The sequence below is a fragment of the Ruminococcus turbiniformis genome (assembly GCF_020687545.1).
Classification (GTDB): Bacteria; Bacillota; Clostridia; order Lachnospirales; family Lachnospiraceae; genus Mediterraneibacter; species Mediterraneibacter turbiniformis.
Genome location: NZ_JAJEQX010000012.1, coordinates 38886 through 57876 on the forward strand (window position 1 = coordinate 38886; position 18991 = coordinate 57876).

The 18991-nt window shown below is 50.8% G+C and carries 19 protein-coding genes and 1 tRNA gene; 3 read left to right on the forward strand and 17 right to left on the reverse strand.

Annotated features, from left to right (window positions below; genetic code table 11):
• Positions 1-19: 19 nt before the first annotated feature.
• Entirely contained in the window at positions 20-766 is a 747-nt protein-coding gene (gene fabG, locus LKD70_RS08135; RefSeq protein ID WP_265104780.1) for a 3-oxoacyl-ACP reductase FabG, read from the forward strand.
• Between the two features lie 46 nt (positions 767-812).
• Here fabG and hflX read toward each other — a convergent pair whose 3' ends face one another.
• The 6 genes from hflX to LKD70_RS08165 form a co-directional block, all read right to left on the reverse strand.
• Entirely contained in the window at positions 813-2048 is a 1236-nt protein-coding gene (hflX, locus tag LKD70_RS08140; RefSeq protein ID WP_227707531.1) for a GTPase HflX, read from the reverse strand.
• 44 nt (positions 2049-2092) lie between these two features.
• Positions 2093-2677 (reverse strand): tetratricopeptide repeat protein, encoded by a 585-nt coding sequence (locus LKD70_RS08145; RefSeq protein ID WP_227707532.1) that lies wholly within the window; start codon positions 2675-2677, stop codon positions 2093-2095.
• Positions 2678-2733: 56 nt separating this feature from the next.
• Positions 2734-4590: a heavy metal translocating P-type ATPase gene (locus tag LKD70_RS08150; protein ID WP_227707533.1), complete on the reverse strand. Its 1857-nt coding sequence runs from the start codon at positions 4588-4590 to the stop codon at positions 2734-2736.
• A 176-nt stretch (positions 4591-4766) separates the two neighbouring features.
• Complete coding sequence (locus LKD70_RS08155; protein ID WP_227707534.1) at positions 4767-5477, reverse strand: GTP pyrophosphokinase; 711 nt, start codon at positions 5475-5477, stop codon at positions 4767-4769.
• Positions 5478-5599: 122 nt separating this feature from the next.
• A complete protein-coding gene (locus tag LKD70_RS08160; protein ID WP_227707535.1) occupies positions 5600-6643 on the reverse strand; it encodes a PTS transporter subunit IIC in 1044 nt (347 codons plus the stop codon).
• A complete protein-coding gene (locus LKD70_RS08165) occupies positions 6640-7095 on the reverse strand; it encodes a hypothetical protein (RefSeq protein ID WP_227707536.1) in 456 nt (151 codons plus the stop codon). The genes LKD70_RS08160 and LKD70_RS08165 overlap by 4 nt, the downstream gene beginning before the upstream one ends.
• 222 nt (positions 7096-7317) lie before the next feature.
• Between LKD70_RS08165 and LKD70_RS08170 the strand changes: the two genes are divergently transcribed.
• A complete protein-coding gene (locus LKD70_RS08170) occupies positions 7318-7584 on the forward strand; it encodes a hypothetical protein (protein WP_227707537.1) in 267 nt (88 codons plus the stop codon).
• 34 nt (positions 7585-7618) lie between these two features.
• Here the strand turns inward: LKD70_RS08170 and LKD70_RS08175 are convergent, their stop codons facing one another.
• The 10 genes from LKD70_RS08175 to LKD70_RS08220 all read right to left on the reverse strand — a co-directional run bounded on the left by LKD70_RS08175 (position 7619) and on the right by LKD70_RS08220 (position 17689).
• Positions 7619-9034: an ABC transporter permease gene (locus tag LKD70_RS08175; protein WP_227707538.1), complete on the reverse strand. Its 1416-nt coding sequence runs from the start codon at positions 9032-9034 to the stop codon at positions 7619-7621.
• Positions 9021-10676: a COG1361 S-layer family protein gene (locus LKD70_RS08180; protein WP_227707539.1), complete on the reverse strand. Its 1656-nt coding sequence runs from the start codon at positions 10674-10676 to the stop codon at positions 9021-9023. The genes LKD70_RS08175 and LKD70_RS08180 overlap by 14 nt, the downstream gene beginning before the upstream one ends.
• Positions 10673-11377, reverse strand: coding sequence for an ABC transporter ATP-binding protein (locus tag LKD70_RS08185; protein ID WP_227707540.1), 705 nt, complete (start codon positions 11375-11377; stop codon positions 10673-10675). Before LKD70_RS08185 ends, LKD70_RS08180 begins: the two co-directional genes overlap by 4 nt.
• A gap of 201 nt (positions 11378-11578) precedes the next feature.
• A tRNA-Gly gene (locus LKD70_RS08190) sits at positions 11579-11649 on the reverse strand.
• Positions 11650-11701: 52 nt separating this feature from the next.
• On the reverse strand, positions 11702-12370 hold the full coding sequence (locus LKD70_RS08195; RefSeq protein ID WP_227707541.1) for a uracil-DNA glycosylase: 669 nt from the start codon (positions 12368-12370) through the stop codon (positions 11702-11704).
• Positions 12371-12465: 95 nt separating this feature from the next.
• Positions 12466-13227, reverse strand: a complete 762-nt coding sequence (gene hisF / locus LKD70_RS08200) for an imidazole glycerol phosphate synthase subunit HisF (protein WP_227707542.1) — start codon at positions 13225-13227, stop codon at positions 12466-12468.
• 29 nt (positions 13228-13256) lie between these two features.
• Positions 13257-13862: an imidazole glycerol phosphate synthase subunit HisH gene (hisH, locus tag LKD70_RS08205; RefSeq protein WP_227707594.1), complete on the reverse strand. Its 606-nt coding sequence runs from the start codon at positions 13860-13862 to the stop codon at positions 13257-13259.
• 6 nt (positions 13863-13868) lie between these two features.
• Positions 13869-15278: an alanine/glycine:cation symporter family protein gene (locus LKD70_RS08210; RefSeq protein ID WP_227707543.1), complete on the reverse strand. Its 1410-nt coding sequence runs from the start codon at positions 15276-15278 to the stop codon at positions 13869-13871.
• Between the two features lie 193 nt (positions 15279-15471).
• A complete protein-coding gene (locus LKD70_RS08215; protein ID WP_227707544.1) occupies positions 15472-16995 on the reverse strand; it encodes a sensor histidine kinase in 1524 nt (507 codons plus the stop codon).
• 16 nt (positions 16996-17011) lie between these two features.
• The gene (locus LKD70_RS08220) at positions 17012-17689 is read right to left on the reverse strand and encodes a response regulator transcription factor (protein WP_227707545.1); all 678 of its coding nucleotides are present in this window, start codon (positions 17687-17689) and stop codon (positions 17012-17014) included.
• A gap of 402 nt (positions 17690-18091) precedes the next feature.
• Between LKD70_RS08220 and LKD70_RS08225 the strand changes: the two genes are divergently transcribed.
• A complete protein-coding gene (locus LKD70_RS08225; RefSeq protein ID WP_227707546.1) occupies positions 18092-18655 on the forward strand; it encodes a manganese efflux pump MntP in 564 nt (187 codons plus the stop codon).
• 61 nt (positions 18656-18716) lie between these two features.
• Here the strand turns inward: LKD70_RS08225 and LKD70_RS08230 are convergent, their stop codons facing one another.
• Positions 18717-18956, reverse strand: a complete 240-nt coding sequence (locus tag LKD70_RS08230) for an HPr family phosphocarrier protein (RefSeq protein ID WP_227707547.1) — start codon at positions 18954-18956, stop codon at positions 18717-18719.
• Positions 18957-18991: the final 35 nt, after the last annotated feature.

The following is an 18991-nucleotide window of genomic DNA, read 5'->3' on the forward strand; positions in this document are numbered from 1 at the left end:
GAGAAAGGCGATGAAATCCATGACAATAAAATCCATAAAGAAAAAATATGTTCTCATAACCGGCTCGTCCCGCGGCATCGGACGTGCCTGCGCTCTCGCTTTCGCCGGGCACGGATACCATGTGTTTCTGAACAGCAGAAATTCCCTTCCTCAGCTCCGTGAGACAGAAGAACTCATCGCAGAGCTCGGCGGAACATGCACGCTGCTTCCCGGCGATGTAGGCGATCCGGACTGTGTTCGCTCCATGTTCGCGGAAATCGAGCCTTTCTGCGGCGGTCTTGACGTCCTTGTAAACAATGCGGGCATCGCCTCCTTCGGACTTCTCACCGACATGACAGACGGCCAGTGGAGAAGACTGATCGACACTAATCTCTCCTCCGCCTTCTACTGCTGCCGCGCTGCGATCCCGCATATGGTCTCGCAGAAACGCGGACGCATTATCAACATTTCCTCCATGTGGGGAACTGCCGGCGCCTCCTGCGAAGCCGCCTACTCCGCATCAAAAGCCGGTCTCCACGGCCTGACAAAGGCGCTCGCAAAAGAGCTGGCTCCGAGCAACATCCAGGTCAATGCCGTCGCCTGCGGCGTCATCGACACCGAGATGAACGCGCGCCTTAACGCAGAGGAAAGAACCGCCCTGGAAGAGGAAATCCCCGCCGGAAGATACGGCACCCCCGAAGAGGCCGCTCAGCTCGTACTCTCCCTTGCCGAAGGCCCCGGCTATCTCACCGGACAGATCATCGGCCTGGACGGCGGCATGATCTGACAGCAGAAAAGTTTAATCATACGCTCGTATTTGAGCAGACACTCGTTCATACTCTGCCGTATATATCCCGGGGCACATATGCCTTCACTGCGATTCCCTCCGGCACATATTCCTCCGAGACAAGCTGCCCCTTGCTTCGGATCAGCTGGATCTTTCCCGCATCCGAAAACGGATAGAGACGTTCGATAAAAATCTGGTCCCTCCTCACAATCTCGAGGAGGGCCTTTTTCATTTCATCCAGGCCCGCTCCGGTCTTTGCGGACACCGGAATCGAATAGTCCGCCTGAAAATCCCGGTGGTTTACCGGGGCATCCAGAAGATCCTGTTTGTTAAACAGCGTGATAACCGGACTGCCCTCCGCTCCGAGTTCACGCAGCGTCTCATAGACGACATGCATCTGCTCATCCATCTGCGGGTTGGAGGCATCCACCACATGAATGACAATATCCGCGTATTTCGCCTCCTCCAGCGTACTCTTAAACGCTTCCACAAGGTGATGCGGCAGCTTCCGGATAAATCCGACCGTGTCGCTCAGAAGAATCTCCTGTGTATTGTCCAGCATCAGAGAGCGGGTCGTCGTATCCAGTGTGGAGAACAGCATGGCGTCCTCCAGTATGCCCGCATCCGTAAGCGCATTTAAAAGACTGCTCTTTCCAGCCGACGTGTACCCGACCAGCGCGGCCACCTTAAGCCCGGACTGTCTTCGCTGTGCACGGATCAGCTCCCTGTGCCGCTCTACGTCTTTCAGCTCTCTTTTCAGTCTGCTGATCCTCTCGCGGATGAGCCGCCGGTCCATCTCCAGCTTCTTCTCCCCCGGCCCTCTCGTGCCGATACCGCCTCCCAGACGGGAGAGAGATTTTCCCAGTCCGGACAGGCGGGACGCGCGGTAGCGAAGCTGTGCCAGCTCCACCTGAATCTTTCCTTCTCCTGACACTGCCCTCGCTGCAAAAATGTCGAGAATCAGAAGCGTCCGGTCAATCACCTTGCAGGAGAGCTCCTCCTCCAGGTTTCCGATCTGGACGCTCGTAAGCTCATCGTCACATATAATTCCCGTGGCGTCCGTCTCCCATATGAGATCTTTCAGCTCCAGAAGTTTTCCCTTCCCAATATAGGTCGCCGGATGAGCGCTGTCCCTCGCCTGAATGATCCTGCCCGCCACTTCCGCACCCGCTGTCTTCGCCAGATCGGCAAGCTCGTCAAGCGAACGGGAAGCCGCATCGGCATTCCCCGTATCCACTCCGACCAGAATCACTTTTTCCTCGATATGTTCCATCTCATACATCACTGTTGTCTCCCTTTTCCGGAAAACCCGGCAGCGCAGACGCGCTACCGGGTCGCAAGAAATTCGGCTTCCTTCTGAGCCGCCTCATCATCCGGATAGTCTTCCAGATACTCTGTCACCTTCTGCCGGGCATTCTCCCAGTCCGCCTGCTGTTCATAGCAGACGATCTCATTGAACTTCATCTCACGGATCATATCCGCACAGGACTCTGCCTCTCCGTTCTCCTGATCTGACGGCTCCGTATCAGCCAGGGCAAGCCCGGCCTGTATATACTCCAGCGCCGTGGCATAATCGGAGCACTGCATGGCGCTGATTCCCGCAAGGTTGTAAAGCTGAACCGTCTGTTCGGCCCCGCCGTCAATAGCCTTTCCAAATGCCTCGAGAGCAGCCTCATAATCCCCCGTCTCATAGTAGGTCATGCCGAGTCCCCGGTACCCTTCCGCGGCCTCTTTTGCATCATCGCTTGATGCAGCCTGCTCAAACTGTGCGGCCGCTTCCTCATAATCTCCGTTCTCCAGTGCCTTTGCCCCCGCCTTATCCGGATTCGCACAGCCGCCGGTCAGCACCGCCGCCATCACACAGATCGCTCCCGCAGCGGCAAGTCTTTTCCTGATCTTCTCTTTTTTCATCTATATTACACTCCCTGCATTTTATCAAGCCCACATTCTTTTCCGGACTTGTCCCGCTATTCCGGATATTTCATCATCCAGAATGAATTTAATATGTTGAGCACCAGAACTACCATGTCGGACATGATCGCATTCTGCATAGTCACAAGACCGAAAAAGGCCAGAACAATAAGAATCACTTTAATGCCTATGGCCATCACCATGTTCTGTTTCACAGACCGGAGCGTTCCGCGGGCAATCCTGACTCCGTTTATGATTTTTGACGGCTCATCTTTCGTCAGAATGACATCCGCCGCTTCAAGAGCCGCGTCCGCACCCAGGCCGCCCATGGCGATTCCGATATCTGCCCGGGCCAGAACCGGCGCGTCGTTGATCCCGTCGCCGACGAAAACAACTTTCTCTCCCTCGGTCTGGCCTTCCCGGAACTCTTCCAGAAGTTCCACCTTATCCTCCGGCATCAGCTCCGAGTACACACTCTCAATTCCGAGGCCGGACGCCACATTCTCCGCAGTCTCTTCGTTATCTCCTGTCAGCATAATCGTAGAGAAATGCCGTCTGTGGAGCCATTTGATCAGCCGTCCCGCGTCCTCGCGTACCGCATCCGAGATCAGAAGGCATCCGGCATACTCACCGTCCACAGATACATACACTGCCGTTCCCACTTCATCAGACGGCTGGCAGAAGATTCCGGACCGGTTCATAAACCTGACATTTCCGACAGACACTTTCCTTCCGTCCACTTCGGCGGACAGCCCGTACCCCGGCATCTCTTCCACATTTCCCACCCGGCTTTTATCCGGATTTTTCCCGTATGCTTCCTGAAGAGACAGAGCGATCGGGTGGGTCGAGTATGCCTCCGCGTGAACGGCAAACTCCAGAAGTTCATCTTCCGTCATCCCCCGGGCGCTGATTTTCTGCACATGGAACACCCCTTCTGTCAGTGTCCCCGTCTTGTCAAAAACATATGTATCCGCCTGGGTCAGCCGCTCCAGCACGCCTCCGCTCTTAATCAGGATTCCCTGCCTGGACGCCGCTCCGATTCCGCCTAAGAAAGCCAGCGGTATGGACACCATCAACCCGCAGGGGCAGGATGCCACAAGGAGGATCAGCCCCCGGTAAATCCACTCATCTCTCGCCTCCGATAGAATCATCGGAGGAAGAATCATCGTCAGAAGGGCAAACAGAATGACAATCGGCGTATAATACCTCGTAAACTTGTCCGCGAAACGGATATGCTCTGATTTTTTATCATCCGCATTCTCCACAAGACGCATGATTTTCTCCGCGGCCGAGTCATTGCACAGCTTTACAACCCGTGCCTCGAGCATACTGTTTAAGTTAATGCTGCCGCTGTACAGACGGTCGCCCGGCTTTACTGATTTCGGCTCTGCCTCTCCGGTAAGAGCTTTCGTATCTACGGTTCCCGTCCCCATGGTAACTACCACGTCCACGGGAATCCGCTCTCCAGGCTTGAGCACGATAATCTGTCTGAGTTTGAGCTCCTGCGGCGGCACAATCTTCTCCGTGTTTCCCACTTTCAGATTCGCGTATTCCGGACGGATATCGATAAAATCAGCGATGGACTTCTTCGTCCGGCTCAGAGACAGCTGCTCCACGAATTTACCGACCTGATAAAAGAGCATTGCCGCGACCGCCTCTTTATGACGGCCGATCGCAAATGCGCCCACTGTTGCGATGATGATAAGCAGATTCTCGTCTATAAACTGCCGCCGGAATACTTTTCTTATCTGCTCCCAGTATGTCCTCAGAGAAAGCGCCGCGTAGGCGATCAGAAACAGAATCGTCTCCGTCCCTTCCGGCCCCTGCAGCCTCGCGGAAACAAACCAGGCTGAAACGCCCAGAACTACTCCTGCCGCGATCTCAATCCCCTTTTTCTTAGCCTCTTCTGTCATTCTCTTTTCCTTTTTCTTTCCCCGCCGCTCCGCAAACGACAGCACCCGGAATTTTCACGGTCTTTTTCTCCGGAACCGGCGGCCTTTTTCCCTTCACATATTATAACGAAAAGAGGCAAAAGCATCAACATCTTTTGCCTCTTCCGCACGAATCTTAAGAATAATTTTCGGATTTATCATCCGTTTTTCCCGAGCACATTTTCCAGCACGTCGTCCATTTTGTCTTTGTTCTCTTCCTGCAGAATACATTCCTGGATTGCCTCATTGAGCGAAAGCATCTTTTCGTCGAGTTCCGATACCATCTTGGCGCATTCCCGCAGATCTCTGCTTATATATTCCGGCGCATTTCCCTCAAACTTATAGTAAATCTTATGTTCCAGACTCGCCCAGAAATCCATGGCAATTGTCCGGATCTGAATCTCCACTTTCGTGTCTACGACACTGTCGGACAGAAAGATAGGAACAGAGACAAGCATGTGATAACTCTTGTAACCGCTCTCCTTTGGATTCTTTATGTAGTCTTTGATGGAAAGCACCTTGAGATCGGACTGGTTTCCGATCATTTCGGCCAGACGGTAGATGTCCGATGTAAATGAACAGATCAGGCGTACACCTGCAATGTCATTGATATACCGGACCATATTTTCAATGGAAGTCTCGTATCCGTAGCGTTTCAGTTTCTTTACGATGCTCTCAGGCGTCTTGATCCTCGTCTTGATATGCTCAATCGGATTGTACTGATGTACATGCTGGAATTCATCATTTAAGATCTCCAGCTTTGTGCCCACCTCTTTCATGGCTGCATTATAGAGAAATATCACCGTTTTCCAGCTGTCGACATCCTCGTAGCTCTTAAGCGCAGCCTCTACCTGCTGTTCACTCTTCATCGCGGATATCCCCCATTAGTTATTTTATTGTTCTTTAGTATACCATATTTTGTGTTTCCTGTTAACCGAGTTCACTCTTTTTTTATGAGATTTTTATCTTTGCCGTTTTGCACCGCCACACTCTACAGCTCCAGCTTCATATCGCCCGGATGGATCCATCGTCTCTTTCGCATAAACTCTGAGATAAGCAGTGTCACAACCGCCGGAAGGATAAACTGAATTACAATAATCTTAATCAGGACAATAAGCCCCTGCTCTGTCTGGCTCATCACCTGCCATGTCATCAGCGGCCCCACCAGTCCCGCGGTTCCCATGCCTGATCCGGTCGCATTGTTCGTCATGTGCAGCAGCATCGTTCCCACCGGCCCGAGAATCGCGCTGGATAGGATCGGCGGAATCCAGATCTGCGGATGCCTGACAATATTGGGCACCTGGAGCATGGATGTTCCGATTCCCTGGGCGAGAAAACCGCTCACACCGTTTTCACGGAAGCTGGCAACAGCAAATCCGATCATATTGCAGCAGCACCCTACCGTAGCAGCTCCGGCCGCAAGCCCCGACAGGTTGAGAATCACGCCAAGCGCAGCCGAACTGATGGGCAGCGTCAGGATCATTCCCATCAATACAGATACAACAATTCCCATAACAAGAGGCTGCTGTTCTGTACCCCAGTTAATCAGAGAGCCGAGCCAGCTCATAAAGCCGGAGATCGGCGGACCGACAAACAGCCCTACTGCCGAACCCGCGCTAATGCACACAAGCGGCGTGAGGATAATATCAAGCTTTGTTTTTCCCGAGATCAGAACGCCGATCTCAATTGCAACATACGCCGCGACGAAAGCTCCAAGCGGTTCTCCCGGTCCCGACAGGACAATCCCGCTGTCCGAGAAGAGCGCCCCCGACCTCAGATCTCCCGCGAACGCACCGATCATTCCAACTACTGCCGCCGAGACGATCACCAGATGCCCCGCGTCAAGTTTTCTCGCGACTCCGGCACCGATGCCCGCTCCCGTGAGCGCCGCCGCCACTCTTCCGACCGCGTAGATCATGTCTCCCGTACTGCCGCCCACAAAAAGGCCGATCTGCTGAATGATCGTCCCGATAATCAGTGTGGCAAACAGCCCCTGAGCCATACCGCCAAGCCCGTCGATAAACAGCCGCTTCATACCGCGCCTTCCTTTCTCAGGACGTGCCACTCGCCCCGGAACCTTCCGCCGTCTTCTTCCAGTTGTTCCGTCTTACCGCCGTCTCCCGGAATCAGCGGCATCTCCTCCGCCGTCTCTGATAAGTAATCCGTAAGAAGCCAGCTCACAATATTTACATTATCTTTTCTTCCTGTAATTATATCCGGCGTTACAATTCCGAACATCTGCTCCAGGAAATCAATCGCCACCTGATTCTGCCTGCAGCTGAGAATCAGGCTGTGGTAAAACCAGAGGTATACTCCGTCCACATGCTTTTCATTCTCTCCATTTACCGCCATATCTACATAAACTGTCTGAAACGGGCTGTCAAAACCATATTTCTCCACAAGGGCCATGATCGCCCTTCCGTAAGGTTCCTCACTCAGATAAGCGGAAAGTATCTCCCTGTCTTCTTCTCTGCACTCTCTGATCATATATCTTTGTCCTTTCTCTCACCGTCCTGCTCTTCTTCGCGCAACCGCTTTGCAGGGCTTTTCTTCCTCTCCGGACTTTCAGGCCGCAGCCAGCGCCGGTATACAATTACACTTATTAAATATAACAAAAACAGAGAATACAGGCAACGGGATTTTGGGAATGACTTTTCTTCTCCTCTGTGTTAGAATAGCTTCAGACTTAAAGAAAAGGAGCTTCAGATCATGTTTCGATTATGGGGAAAAGAATTTAAAGACAACCGAATGCTGCGCGACATTGTCATCTGCGATGATTCGGATGACACACGCACTCATAAAATATTTAACGCCCTCGATCAGATCTGCTATGAATTTGACTTAAGCAAGCCGATCTGGCTGGACGCAACCATCACCGAATTTAAGCGGCACGCCAAGGCGAGATTTTATCAGGACAACTTCGTCGATTCCATCGATTTTGATTATCTGGAGATACAGGTGATTGAAGAAGGATGACAGACTGCCCGGAAGCAGCCTGAATCATCCCGGATCATCCGTTCCTGATCGCCTCAAGGGGGCTTAAGCCCATAGCTCTGCGCGCGGGGAAATATCCTGCCGCTGTGCCGGTAAGAACCGCAAACCCTGTTGACAGAAACAGCAGCCATACCGGTATAAACGAAATACTGCCTCCCAGCTCCATCCCTCCTCCTGAAACGAATATATTGATGATGCCTGATATTAAAAGGCTCAGGATATTTCCTGTAATTCCTCCGGCTAAACCGATAAAGGCAGCTTCTATCAGAAACATCCTGCGGATACTGCTGAGGCTGCATCCGATCACCTTCATAACTCCAATCTCTTTTGTCCTTTCGTACACGGACATCATCATCGTGTTTGCAATGCCGATTGCCGCCACCAGAAGTGATACCGCGCCGATACCGCCCAGCACCGCCTGGACCATCTCAAACTGTTTCTTCATACTATCTATATATTCTTTATTTGTAGTCACGTTATAGCCCATTCCCCGGATCTCATCTGATATCCTCTCTACATTCTTCATATCATCGGCCTGGATTTTTGCGGAACTGTAAACGAACTTCCCATATGGCCTGCCGCTCTTTGTCGTCGGCTGTCCCGGGATCGCGCGTCCCCTGAATTCTCTCCTTAAATACTCCTTAAGCACTCCAAGATCACAGAATACATTCTCTGAATTTGCGTTCTGATTTTTCTCTCCTCCTGCAACAACGCCGCTGACCGGAACTGCATATTTTTTCGGGGCCTGCGCCGGGGCAGAACTGATTCCCGCATTACCGGCTCCGTCCCCGCCCTGCTTTTCCGTTCCCATGTCTGCCGGCTGGCCTGACCTTGCGTAGCCATCCTGGTCAAGTACAAGGAAGAGAGGATCTTTTCCAAGATCAATGTCCGGCATCACCCCGGTTTCCCAATATCCTCTTCCGGTCCCTTTTTCTGTAAATCCGGCCAGTACATAATTGCCGAACACAAGCTGCAGTTCGCGGCTGTCCGGATCGGGAAGTTTTCCCCCTTTCTCCATTTTAAGATTCATCGATGCAAGTCCGGCGGGAGTCATTCCCTGTATTTCAATCATTCCCTCATAGCTGCCTTTAAGAACAACTGCGGGAAGGCTCAGAACGGGTTCCGCGCTTTTTACATGTTCGAGCTGTGCCAGCTGTTTCACCACTTCATCGGTAATATATTTCGTCCTGCTTTCCTTTTTTGCTCCGTCCCCCGGCATTTCTTCCTGTCCTTTTCCCGTGACGGTAATTCCTGACGCTCCGCCGTTTTTTTCTACTTCGCTGTACATGGATCTCTGCATTCCCAGTCCAAGCGACACCATTACCACAATCGATGATGTCCCGATCACTACGCCAAGGACTGTAAGAAATGTTCTCAATTTTCTTCTGCTCAGGCTGCTGATGCTCATTCTGAACAGATCATTCCATCTCATCAGAGAATTCCTCCTCTTCCGCCGCATTTTTCCGTTTTCTGCGTTTCATAAGCACAGCCACTGTACCGCCGGAAGCGGCAATGATTCCTATAACGGCAGCCGCTGCCGGGACAAAGCTTTTTTCCTCCTGCGCAGCAGTTTCATCCATATCCGTCAGGCTGTCCATCTCCGCTTTTTCAATATTCACGCTGAATTCCTGCTCTGCCGTACTTATATTTCCCGCATCATCTTCATAGCTGACAATCAGCCTGCATTTTTCTCCTTTCGCGGCATTCTGTTTTATATTCACAATACTGTCGATTGTACCTGTCGCTCCGGAGTCAAGATTACCGATAAACTCCTCCTTTTCCTCAAGCACTTTTCCTTCAAATTTTGCCTTTACATTATACATTTTTACCCGTCCGAGATTATAAAGACTGCAGGATATATTTACCTCATCTCCGGCCGCGGCAGTCTCCGGGGACACCTGAATCCTGCTGAATTCAAATCTCGCTTTCTGGTTTACCGGAATCGCGAGAATCGACTGCGACTCATACTGCACAGCTTTACTGTCCTCGTATTTCATTGACATACCGACACTGTACGGCTTCTGGATCAGATCCGCCCGCGCGTTCAGATCTATTGAAATATCTCTTGTCTCTCCGGCGGGTATCCCCTCCAGGTAGATTGAGCTGGAGCCCGACGCCGGAAGAAATGCCGGGGCCTCGGCCGCGTTGTCAGATCCGGATGAAGGCGGCTGAATGTCAAAAAGCATGTTGGAAACCGGCATATTTTTTGATGTATTTTTCAAGTGTACTGTAAGAGTAAAATTCGTGCCTGCATCTACTTTTCCCGGAGCAGTGTCAAATCCTGTCACAATCACCCGGGGCACGCTTCCCTTTCCGTTCTCCCCGGATTCTCCCGCAATTATGCCCGGCGCGCCTCCCGCGGCTACCGGATCACTGTTATATACTTCACCGGCCGAAAGCACACTGCCAAAACTTTCCGCTCCGCCTCCGAATCCGGTTCCGCCGGACGGGCTTTCTGCTGTATTCCCGCCTTCCGGCGTTTTTTCTTCGGACACTGTCTGGGACGGCTCTTTTGCTTCTGCCTGTGTTTTCACAAACACATATTTATTTGTCTCAAAAGAGTTTACCCCGTCATCATAAGTCAGACGGAACTCCAGTCTGTACGGTTTTCCGGTAACATCTTTTCTCACTGTCAGAGGCTCTTCACCGCCTCCCCACACTGCCTCGACCTGCTGGTCTGCCCCTACTGTTTCCAGGCTCTGTCCATAATTCATCTGTCCTACATCAAAAGGCCAGTCATCGGCATTTTGTATAACAGGTTCGATCCAAACATTCTGCGCGTCTGTATTCCCGCTGTTTTTCACTTTAATTTCAAGGCTTGTATTTTCTCCTGCGCTAAATACCGGTGTTTCCTGGCCGTCCCCGATTCCAAGCTGAATACGTGCAGGCTTCATATCTCCTTCTTCCGCGGATACCTGCCTCGCGGGAAGCATGGAGAATACGAGGGCAGCGCAGAGCATACCCGCCCAGAGGGCTCCCGCCCGTTTTCTTTTCTTTACCCATAAAGTTGCGCCGCTGTATATTCCAGTATTTTCATCCGTTCTGCGACTGAAAATGAATTTATCGTTTTTCATATTTCCTGCTTTCTCCTCTTCTCTTTATTCTCTACAATTTTTCCGTCTATCACGCGGATAATGCGGTCCGCATACTCCGCCTCATTCATGTCATGTGTTACCATCACAAGCGTCCTTCCCTGTTCCGATACAATTTTCTGCATCAGCCGCATTACGTCCTCCGATGTGCGCGAATCCAGATTTCCCGTAGGCTCATCCGCAAAAATGATCCGGGGATCCGACACAAGCGCCCGCGCAATGCTCACACGCTGCTGCTGTCCTCCCGACATCTGGTTCGGCATATGGTTCTTTTGTTTCTCCAGGCTTACCATTCTGAGCATCTTTTCCGCTTTTTTCTTTCTCAAACCTCTCTCCTCTCCCCGGAAAGAAAGCGGCAGGGCTACATTTTCAAGTGCATTCAGTGCCGGAAGCAGATGGAACGACTGGAAAATAAAACCCACATTGTTCCCGCGGAAGCTTACCAGTTCGCTTTCATTCATTTTTTCGATGTGATGGCCGTTTATAATGACCTCTCCCTTTGTCGGCCGTTCCAGTCCGGCCAGCATATTGAGAAGGGTTGACTTTCCTGAGCCCGATGTGCCCACAATGGCACAGAATTCGCCCTCCCGGACAGTAAAGCTTACCCCGTCCAGAGCCCGGACAGCAGTATCTCCTACCCGGTAAAGCTTATACAGATTGTTTACGCAGATTATATTTTTCACATTCTCCTCCTTTTTGCGGATTTCCTCTTCAAGTGAAAAAAGGATAACCGCATCATAAAGGATAAATCAAAAGATAGTGTCCGGGGAAAAGTAAAGATTTTCTAAAAATAAAAAGAAGAAAAGAGACTGCAGACATAAACAACCGGCATGCCAGCCGGTTGTTTCCATTAAAAAAGTCCCGTAAACACGGGACTTTTCACAAGCAGATGACGGGAATCGAACCCGCCTCCCCAGCTTGGGAAGCTGGTGTTCTACCGATGAACTACATCTGCATCTGGCACGATAGAAATTATACCGCTCTTTCTGCAAAAAAGCAAGGCTTTTTTAATCAATCTGCCAGTCAATCGGCTCAATTCCATTACTTACCAGGAACTCATTTGTCTTGCTGAAAGGCCTGCTCCCAAAAAAGCCGCGGAAGGCCGAGAGCGGGCTCGGATGCGGTGCGGTTAAAATCAAATGCTTCGGATTATTGAGCATCGCCTTTTTTCTCTGTGCCGGACTTCCCCACAGGATAAACACCATCGGACGGTCCTGGCTGTTGAGCGCCATAATCGCCGCATCCGTAAACTCTTCCCAACCGATTCCCCGGTGGGAGTTTGCCTGGTGCGCACGCACGGTAAGCACCGTGTTCAGAAGAAGCACTCCCTGCTGCGCCCATTTTGTCAGACATCCATGATTCGGAATCGTACAGCCCAGATCATCGTGCAGCTCCTGATAGATATTCACAAGCGACGGAGGAATCTCTACGCCCTTTTTCACAGAAAAACACAGCCCGTGGGCCTGCCCGTTGTTATGGTACGGGTCCTGTCCCAGGATCACGACCTTCACATCTTTCAGCGGAGTCAGGTGAAATGCATTAAAAATATCCTCTGCCGGGGGGAAAATCAGCCTTGTCCTGTACTCCTCATTCACTTTTTCAAAAAGTTTCCGGTAATACTCTTTCGAAAATTCCCCCTTCAGGGCTTCGTACCAGTCTCCGTTCAGTCCTGCCATAATATTCTCCTTTTTGTCCGTTAACATTTCTGAATCTGTACATCTTCGCGAAAATATTACTCTCTCCCGGTGCTTCCGTACTTTCCGTGCATGCGCTACAGCCTTACCGGTACATTTTCACTGCGCAGATACTCTTTGACCTGTCGGATCTCCAGTTCCTTATAATGGAACAGCGATGCCGCCAGAGCCGCATCCGCCTTGCCTTCTGTCAGAGCTTCACGGAAGTGTTCAAGCTTTCCCGCTCCGCCGGAGGCGATTACCGGAACAGAGACATTCTCCGCAATCGTTCTGGTCAGTTCAAGATCGTATCCCGCCTTCGTGCCGTCACAGTCCATACTTGTCAGAAGGATCTCTCCTGCGCCGAGCGCGTCCACTTTTCTCGCCCACTCAACCGCATCGATCCCCACATCGATTCGTCCGCCGTTTTTGTAAATATTCCATCCGGAACCGTCTGCTCTTCTCTTCGCGTCAATCGCCACGACGACACACTGGCTTCCGAATTTGTCCGCAGCCTCGCTGATCAGTTCCGGCGTGTTTATCGCCGAGGAATTGATGGACACCTTATCCGCGCCCTCTCTTAAAATCGCACGAAAATCATCCACCGTCCGGATTCCTCCGCCCACTGTGAACGGAATAAAGACACACTCCGCTACCTTTCTCACCATGTCAATCACAGTTCCTCTGGCGTCAGAGGATGCGGTGATATCCAGAAATACAAGCTCATCTGCCCCGGCTCTGTCATACGCCTTCGCAATTTCCACCGGATCTCCCGCATCTTTCAGATCAACGAAATTGACTCCTTTGACCACCCGCCCGGCATTCACATCCAGACAGGGAATAATTCTTTTTGTAAACATATATTTCCTCCCAAACCGGATGCCGCGCATCACAGCTCTACAAAATTTCTCAGAATAGCGAGTCCCACATCACTGCTCTTTTCCGGATGAAACTGACACGCAAACACGTTATTCTGTTCCACCGACGCATGGATGTGCGTGCAGTAATCCGTGGATGCCTTTACAATCTTTTCATCCTCTGCTCTCAGATAGTAGGAATGCACAAAATAGACATACGCTCCGTCCTGTATTCCCCGGAAGAGCCGTCCGTCATTTTCAAGATGAAGAGAGTTCCATCCCATATGGGGGATTTTCATCCCTTCCTGCTCCGGGATTCGTAAGATCTCTCCTTTAAGGATTCCAAGCCCTTCCACTCCCGGCGCCTCATCGCTCCGCTCGAAAAGCAGCTGCAGTCCCAGACAGATACCGAGAAACGGCGTGCCCTTGTTTACTACACGGCGTATCACCTGATCCAGCCCCCGCGCTCTGAGTGTTGCCATTGCATCTCCGAAAGCGCCCACTCCCGGAAGGATCACTTTATCCGCCGACTCAATCTTTTCCGCGTCGCCGGTTATCACCACTTCCTGTCCCAGCGACAGAAGCGCTTTCTCCACACTTCGTATATTTCCCGCATCATAATCAATGATCGCTGTCATCATCTTTTAATCCTCTTTTCTTCCCATACCTGTTTTTACCACAGGAACCGGCGTATCGTCAACCGCGTCCAGGTTATTGATGTATTTTTTCGTCTCTTTTACGATCACCGGTGACAGCAGAAGCACTGCGATCAGGTTCGGAATCGCCATCAGAGCATTCAGAATATCCGCAATCAGCCACACAAGGTCAAGCGCAAGCACCGGAGCGATCAGAGCAACCACTATGTAAAGCACACGGTATGGTATCAGGCCTTTCTTTCCCGAGAAGTACTCTACGCACCGCTCGCCGTAGTACGCCCACCCCAGAATGGTTGAATACGCAAATGTAATAATGCCGACAACCAGAATAAATGGTCCGAAATAGGGGATCTGTGCAAATGCAAGTGTTGTCAGCGTTCCGCCGTCTTCGATTCCGGATCCCACACCTGCGGGATCCCTGAGCATTGTAGAGACAAGCACAAGCCCTGTCATCAGGCAGACAACAACCGTGTCCCAGAAAGTCCCTGTAGACGAAACAAGCGCCTGTCTGACCGGATTTTTCGTCTTGGCCGCCGCTGCCGCAATCGGCGCGGATCCCATACCGGACTCGTTGGAAAAAAGACCTCTCGCAACTCCGTACTGAATCGCATAGCGCAGCCCGCCGCCCACGAGACCGCCCACAACAGCCCCCTGATCCGCAAAGGCGAGTCTGCAGATCGTCGTAATCGCCGGTATGACGTATTCATGATTCATACCGAGAATGATCACACAGCCGAGCACATAAAAAACAGCCATAAACGGAACAAGTTTCTCACACACACTGGAGATCGTCTTAATACCGCCGAAGATGACAAACGCCGTCAGTACCGCCACAGCAACTCCTACAATCCATGGCTGGATTCCCAGATTCGAGCTGCACACTTCCGCAATGGCGTTAACCTGCGTCGCGCAGCCGATTCCGAAGGAGGCAAATCCTGCAAATACGGCAAAAATCATACCGAGCCACTTCATGTTCAGCCCGCGCTCCAGCGCGTACATGGCACCGCCCTGCATACGCCCGTCAGGCGTCTTGACGCGGTACTTCACGGCAATCAGTGATTCGGAATACTTTGTCGCAATTCCAAACACACCGGTCAGCCAGCACCAGAGTACCGCTCCGGGGCCGCCAAGCGCAATCGCAGTTCCGACTCCGATAATATTTCCTGTTCCTATCGTAGACGCAAGAGCTGTCGTCAGCGCCGCAAACTGGCTCACTTCCCCGTCCGCTCCATCCTCTTTGGCCACAGAAAGCGGAATCCCTTTGATAATTGTTTTTCTCTGGATGAATCCTGTGCGGATTGTGAGAAAAACATGGGTTCCAAGAAGAAGCAGAATCATGCCCCAGTCCCAGACAAGGTCATCAATGGACTGAATAATCCCGTAAATTGTCTCGTACATGTTTTTTCCTCCCTGTTCTCATTTCATTCCCTGATTTCATCACGGACATCTGGTATCTTATGCGCTTTATATTCCGAAGATGCATATTTCACGCCAGAATGCACATGAGGCATACGATAAGCCCACTGCTCTCAGCGGCATGCCGTATGCCTCAAAACCATCGGTAATAGTAACATTTTAACGCATTTTCACTTTAATGTAAAGAAGTATTTTGACTTCCCTTATCCTCATTTTCCATAACCGTCTTTGCATCAAGCTCAAACCAGAACGCGACGCCATTGTCATAGTTTTTGACGCCATACTTCTGGCGGAAAGACTCCATGATCGCCTTAACGATCGAAAGTCCGATGCCGTTGCCTCCGTACTCCCTCGTATGCGCTTTATCCACTTTATAGAACTTATCCCAGAGTTTCGGGATATCTTCCTCCGGAATCGGTTTTCCGCTGTTGAACACAGTAATTCTTGCCTTGTCTCCGTCCCGGATGATTCTCACTTCGATTCTCCGTTCATTCTCCACATGGTGAATTGCATTTGTCAGGTAATTGCGCACTACCTGTTCCGTCTTGAACTCATCGGCCCACACATACAGCTTTTCATCGGCGACAAAGTCCACCGACGCCTCCGCCTGCTGAATCAGTATCTCGCAGCTCGCAATCACGCCGCTCACAAGCCCTACAATGTCAAAACGCTCAAACTGAACTTCATCTGATCCGAATTCCAGCTGATTCAGCGTCAGAAGGTTCTTTACCATCCGGTTCATCTTATCCGCTTCATCCATGATGACATCGCAGTAAAATTCCCGGCTTTCCGGATCATCATTGACCCCTTCCCTGAGTCCTTCTGCATATCCCTGAATGAGGGCGATAGGCGTCTTTAACTCGTGGGAGACATTTCCCAGAAATTCGTTTCTCATATCTTCCAGCTTTTCCTTCTGTTCGATATCTTTCTGAAGCTGGTTATTCACACTTTTAAGCTCTGAGATCGTCTTTTCCAGCTGTTCTGACATTCTGTTGTAATTGCGTCCGAGGATGCCGATCTCGTCTTCCCCGCCCCGCGTATACCTGGCATCGAAATTGAGGTTTGCCATTTCCTGGGAAAGTCTGGTCAGTTCCATAAGCGGCTGGGTAATTCTTCGCGAAAAAAGCCATACAAAAAAGCCGCCCAGAATCATACCGACAATTCCCAGATATATCAGAAACTGATTTGCAAGCGACGCGCTCTCCTCAATACTTGCCAGCGGACTCTGCATCAGGAACCACGAGCCGTCGGAAAACCGTCCCCACATCCGCAGATACTCCATCTCTCCGCCTGTCATGTCGCTGGCCGAGCGGTACACAGTGTACATATCCGTCTGCCGGAGCACGCTCTCTGCCTGGATTGTATTTAATCCCAGAATCCCGACAAGCATTTCCTTAAACCGGGGATCGTCCACACTGAGCGTGCGGACAATCGCATCGCCCTTCGCATCGATCACGACCAGATCAATATTCGCCCGCTCCGCGCGGATCACAATCTGATTCTGCACTGTGTCATCGGTCAGATTCCCGTCCCGTATTGTTTCGTTGATCTGATTGTAGGTTTTTATCAGGTCCTGCGTTTTATGCGACAGATAATAGGAGCCGAGGAACCCGTTATTGATCATAAGCACTCCGCCGAGTACAAACGCAAACAGACCGATAAAAATTGCCGTCATCTGTCTTCTGATCGAATGTTTCATCGTATGTCACCCCGGATCAGTCTGTCTCGAACTTGTAGCCCATGCCCCATATTGTCCGGATATATTCTCCCTTATCCCCAAGCTTGCTCCTGAGTTTTTTTACATGGGTATCAATTGTGCGGGCATCGCCGAAATAATCATAGTTCCATACGTTGTTCAGTATCTTTTCTCTGGAAAGAGCGATGCCCTCATTTTCCATAAAATAGGAAAGAAGCTCAAATTCCTTATAACTCAATTCGATCGGCTCCCCGTCAATTTTGACAATGTGCGCCGTCTTATCCAAGACGATTCCGCCTGCCTCGATCACATCCCCTTCATCGCTTCCGAGCGTTCTCCGGAGAATAGCGTTTACTCTTGCCACGAGGATCTTCGGGCTGAACGGTTTTGAGATGTACTCATCCACGCCAAGTTCGAATCCCTGCAGCTCATCCCGTTCTTCCGAGCGCGCCGTAAGCATAATGATCGGCACTTTCGACGACTCTCTGATCTCCCTGCACACCTGCCATCCGTCCATCTTCGGCATCATCACGTCCAGTATAATCAGGGCAATGTCCTTGTCCGAATAAAAGACATCCATCGCCTCCATCCCGTCGCCTGCTTCCAGCACACTATAGCCCTCCCTGGCCAGGAAGTCCTTTACAAGTTTGCGCATGCGGCTCTCATCGTCAACCACCAGTATTTTTATATTTTCCATAGATCATTCTCCTCTTTCAACACTTTAAAATTACTTTAAGTCTAACAGAGAAATATGTCAATCCTGTGAACGTGACCCGCAGGCAGATTGCTTCAAAAATATTGCGGTTCTGCATTGCCGGCACGTTCTGCCGAAAATTCTTCTTGCAAATCCTTCCCTTTGCTGATAATATATTATCTGTTCGTGAGGGAGTAATTGGCGCGATGATGCGCGGTAAGTCAACATGCTGATCCCGTATCGGGATCTGGCTTATCTTAAATAATGAGACTCATGTACAGTGTTTTTGCTGTGCATGTGTTTTCCGACAGGTGCAGCAAAGCGCCTGCTTTTTTTGTTCCGGTTTATCCGGACCACGCTGCGCAGCATATGCACAGCCTATTTTACTGCAAAGGAGAAAAGAAAATGGGACTGATTGAACTATTTATTCTGGCCGTAGGTCTCTCCATGGACGCTTTTGCGGTCTCTGTCTGTAAAGGGCTTGCAATGCCCCGGATAACATTGAAGAAAGTCGCCGTAGTCGGCGCATGGTTCGGCGGATTCCAGGCTCTGATGCCGGCCATCGGCTACATCCTCGGAGTACAGTTCCGGGACAAAATCACAGCCATCGATCACTGGATCGCCTTTATCCTTCTGGGAATCATCGGAATCAACATGATACGCGAAGCCTGTTCAGGGGAATGTGAGACAGAAAGTGAATCCCTTGATATCAAGACCATGTTTCTGCTGGCGGTCGCTACCAGCATTGACGCTCTGGCAGTCGGAATCACCTTCGCATTCCTCAACGTCAACATCATAGCGGCAGTGCTTTTCATCGGAATTACAACGTTTATCATTTCCTCAATCGGAGTGAAGATCGGCAATGTATTTGGCACAAAGTACAAGGCAAAAGCAGAGCTTGCGGGCGGCATCATTCTCATTCTGCTCGGTTTCAAAATTCTTCTCGAGCATCTGGGAATCCTCCCGTAAGATGCGAAGAAGGGGTGTTCACACTGTCAGAATGTAAACACCCCTTCTCTGCATTCCTGTTTTACTCCAGTTCATATTTTGAAAAATACTGATGAGCCATCTCTTCATCCTCGCCCTGTACGACAAGTCTCATAGGAAGTCCGAGTTTGATAGACATAAGTCCCAGAATAGATTTTCCGTCTATGCGGAAGTTCCGGTGCGTCATATCCGTCACATCGATATCGGATTTCATGTTCTGACATGCATCACAAAAGCTGAGCAGTTGGCTCGAGGTTACAAATTTGATCTTTTTCTCAACCATTTTTCCGACCTCCCGTTTTTCACGTCTGTAGTATA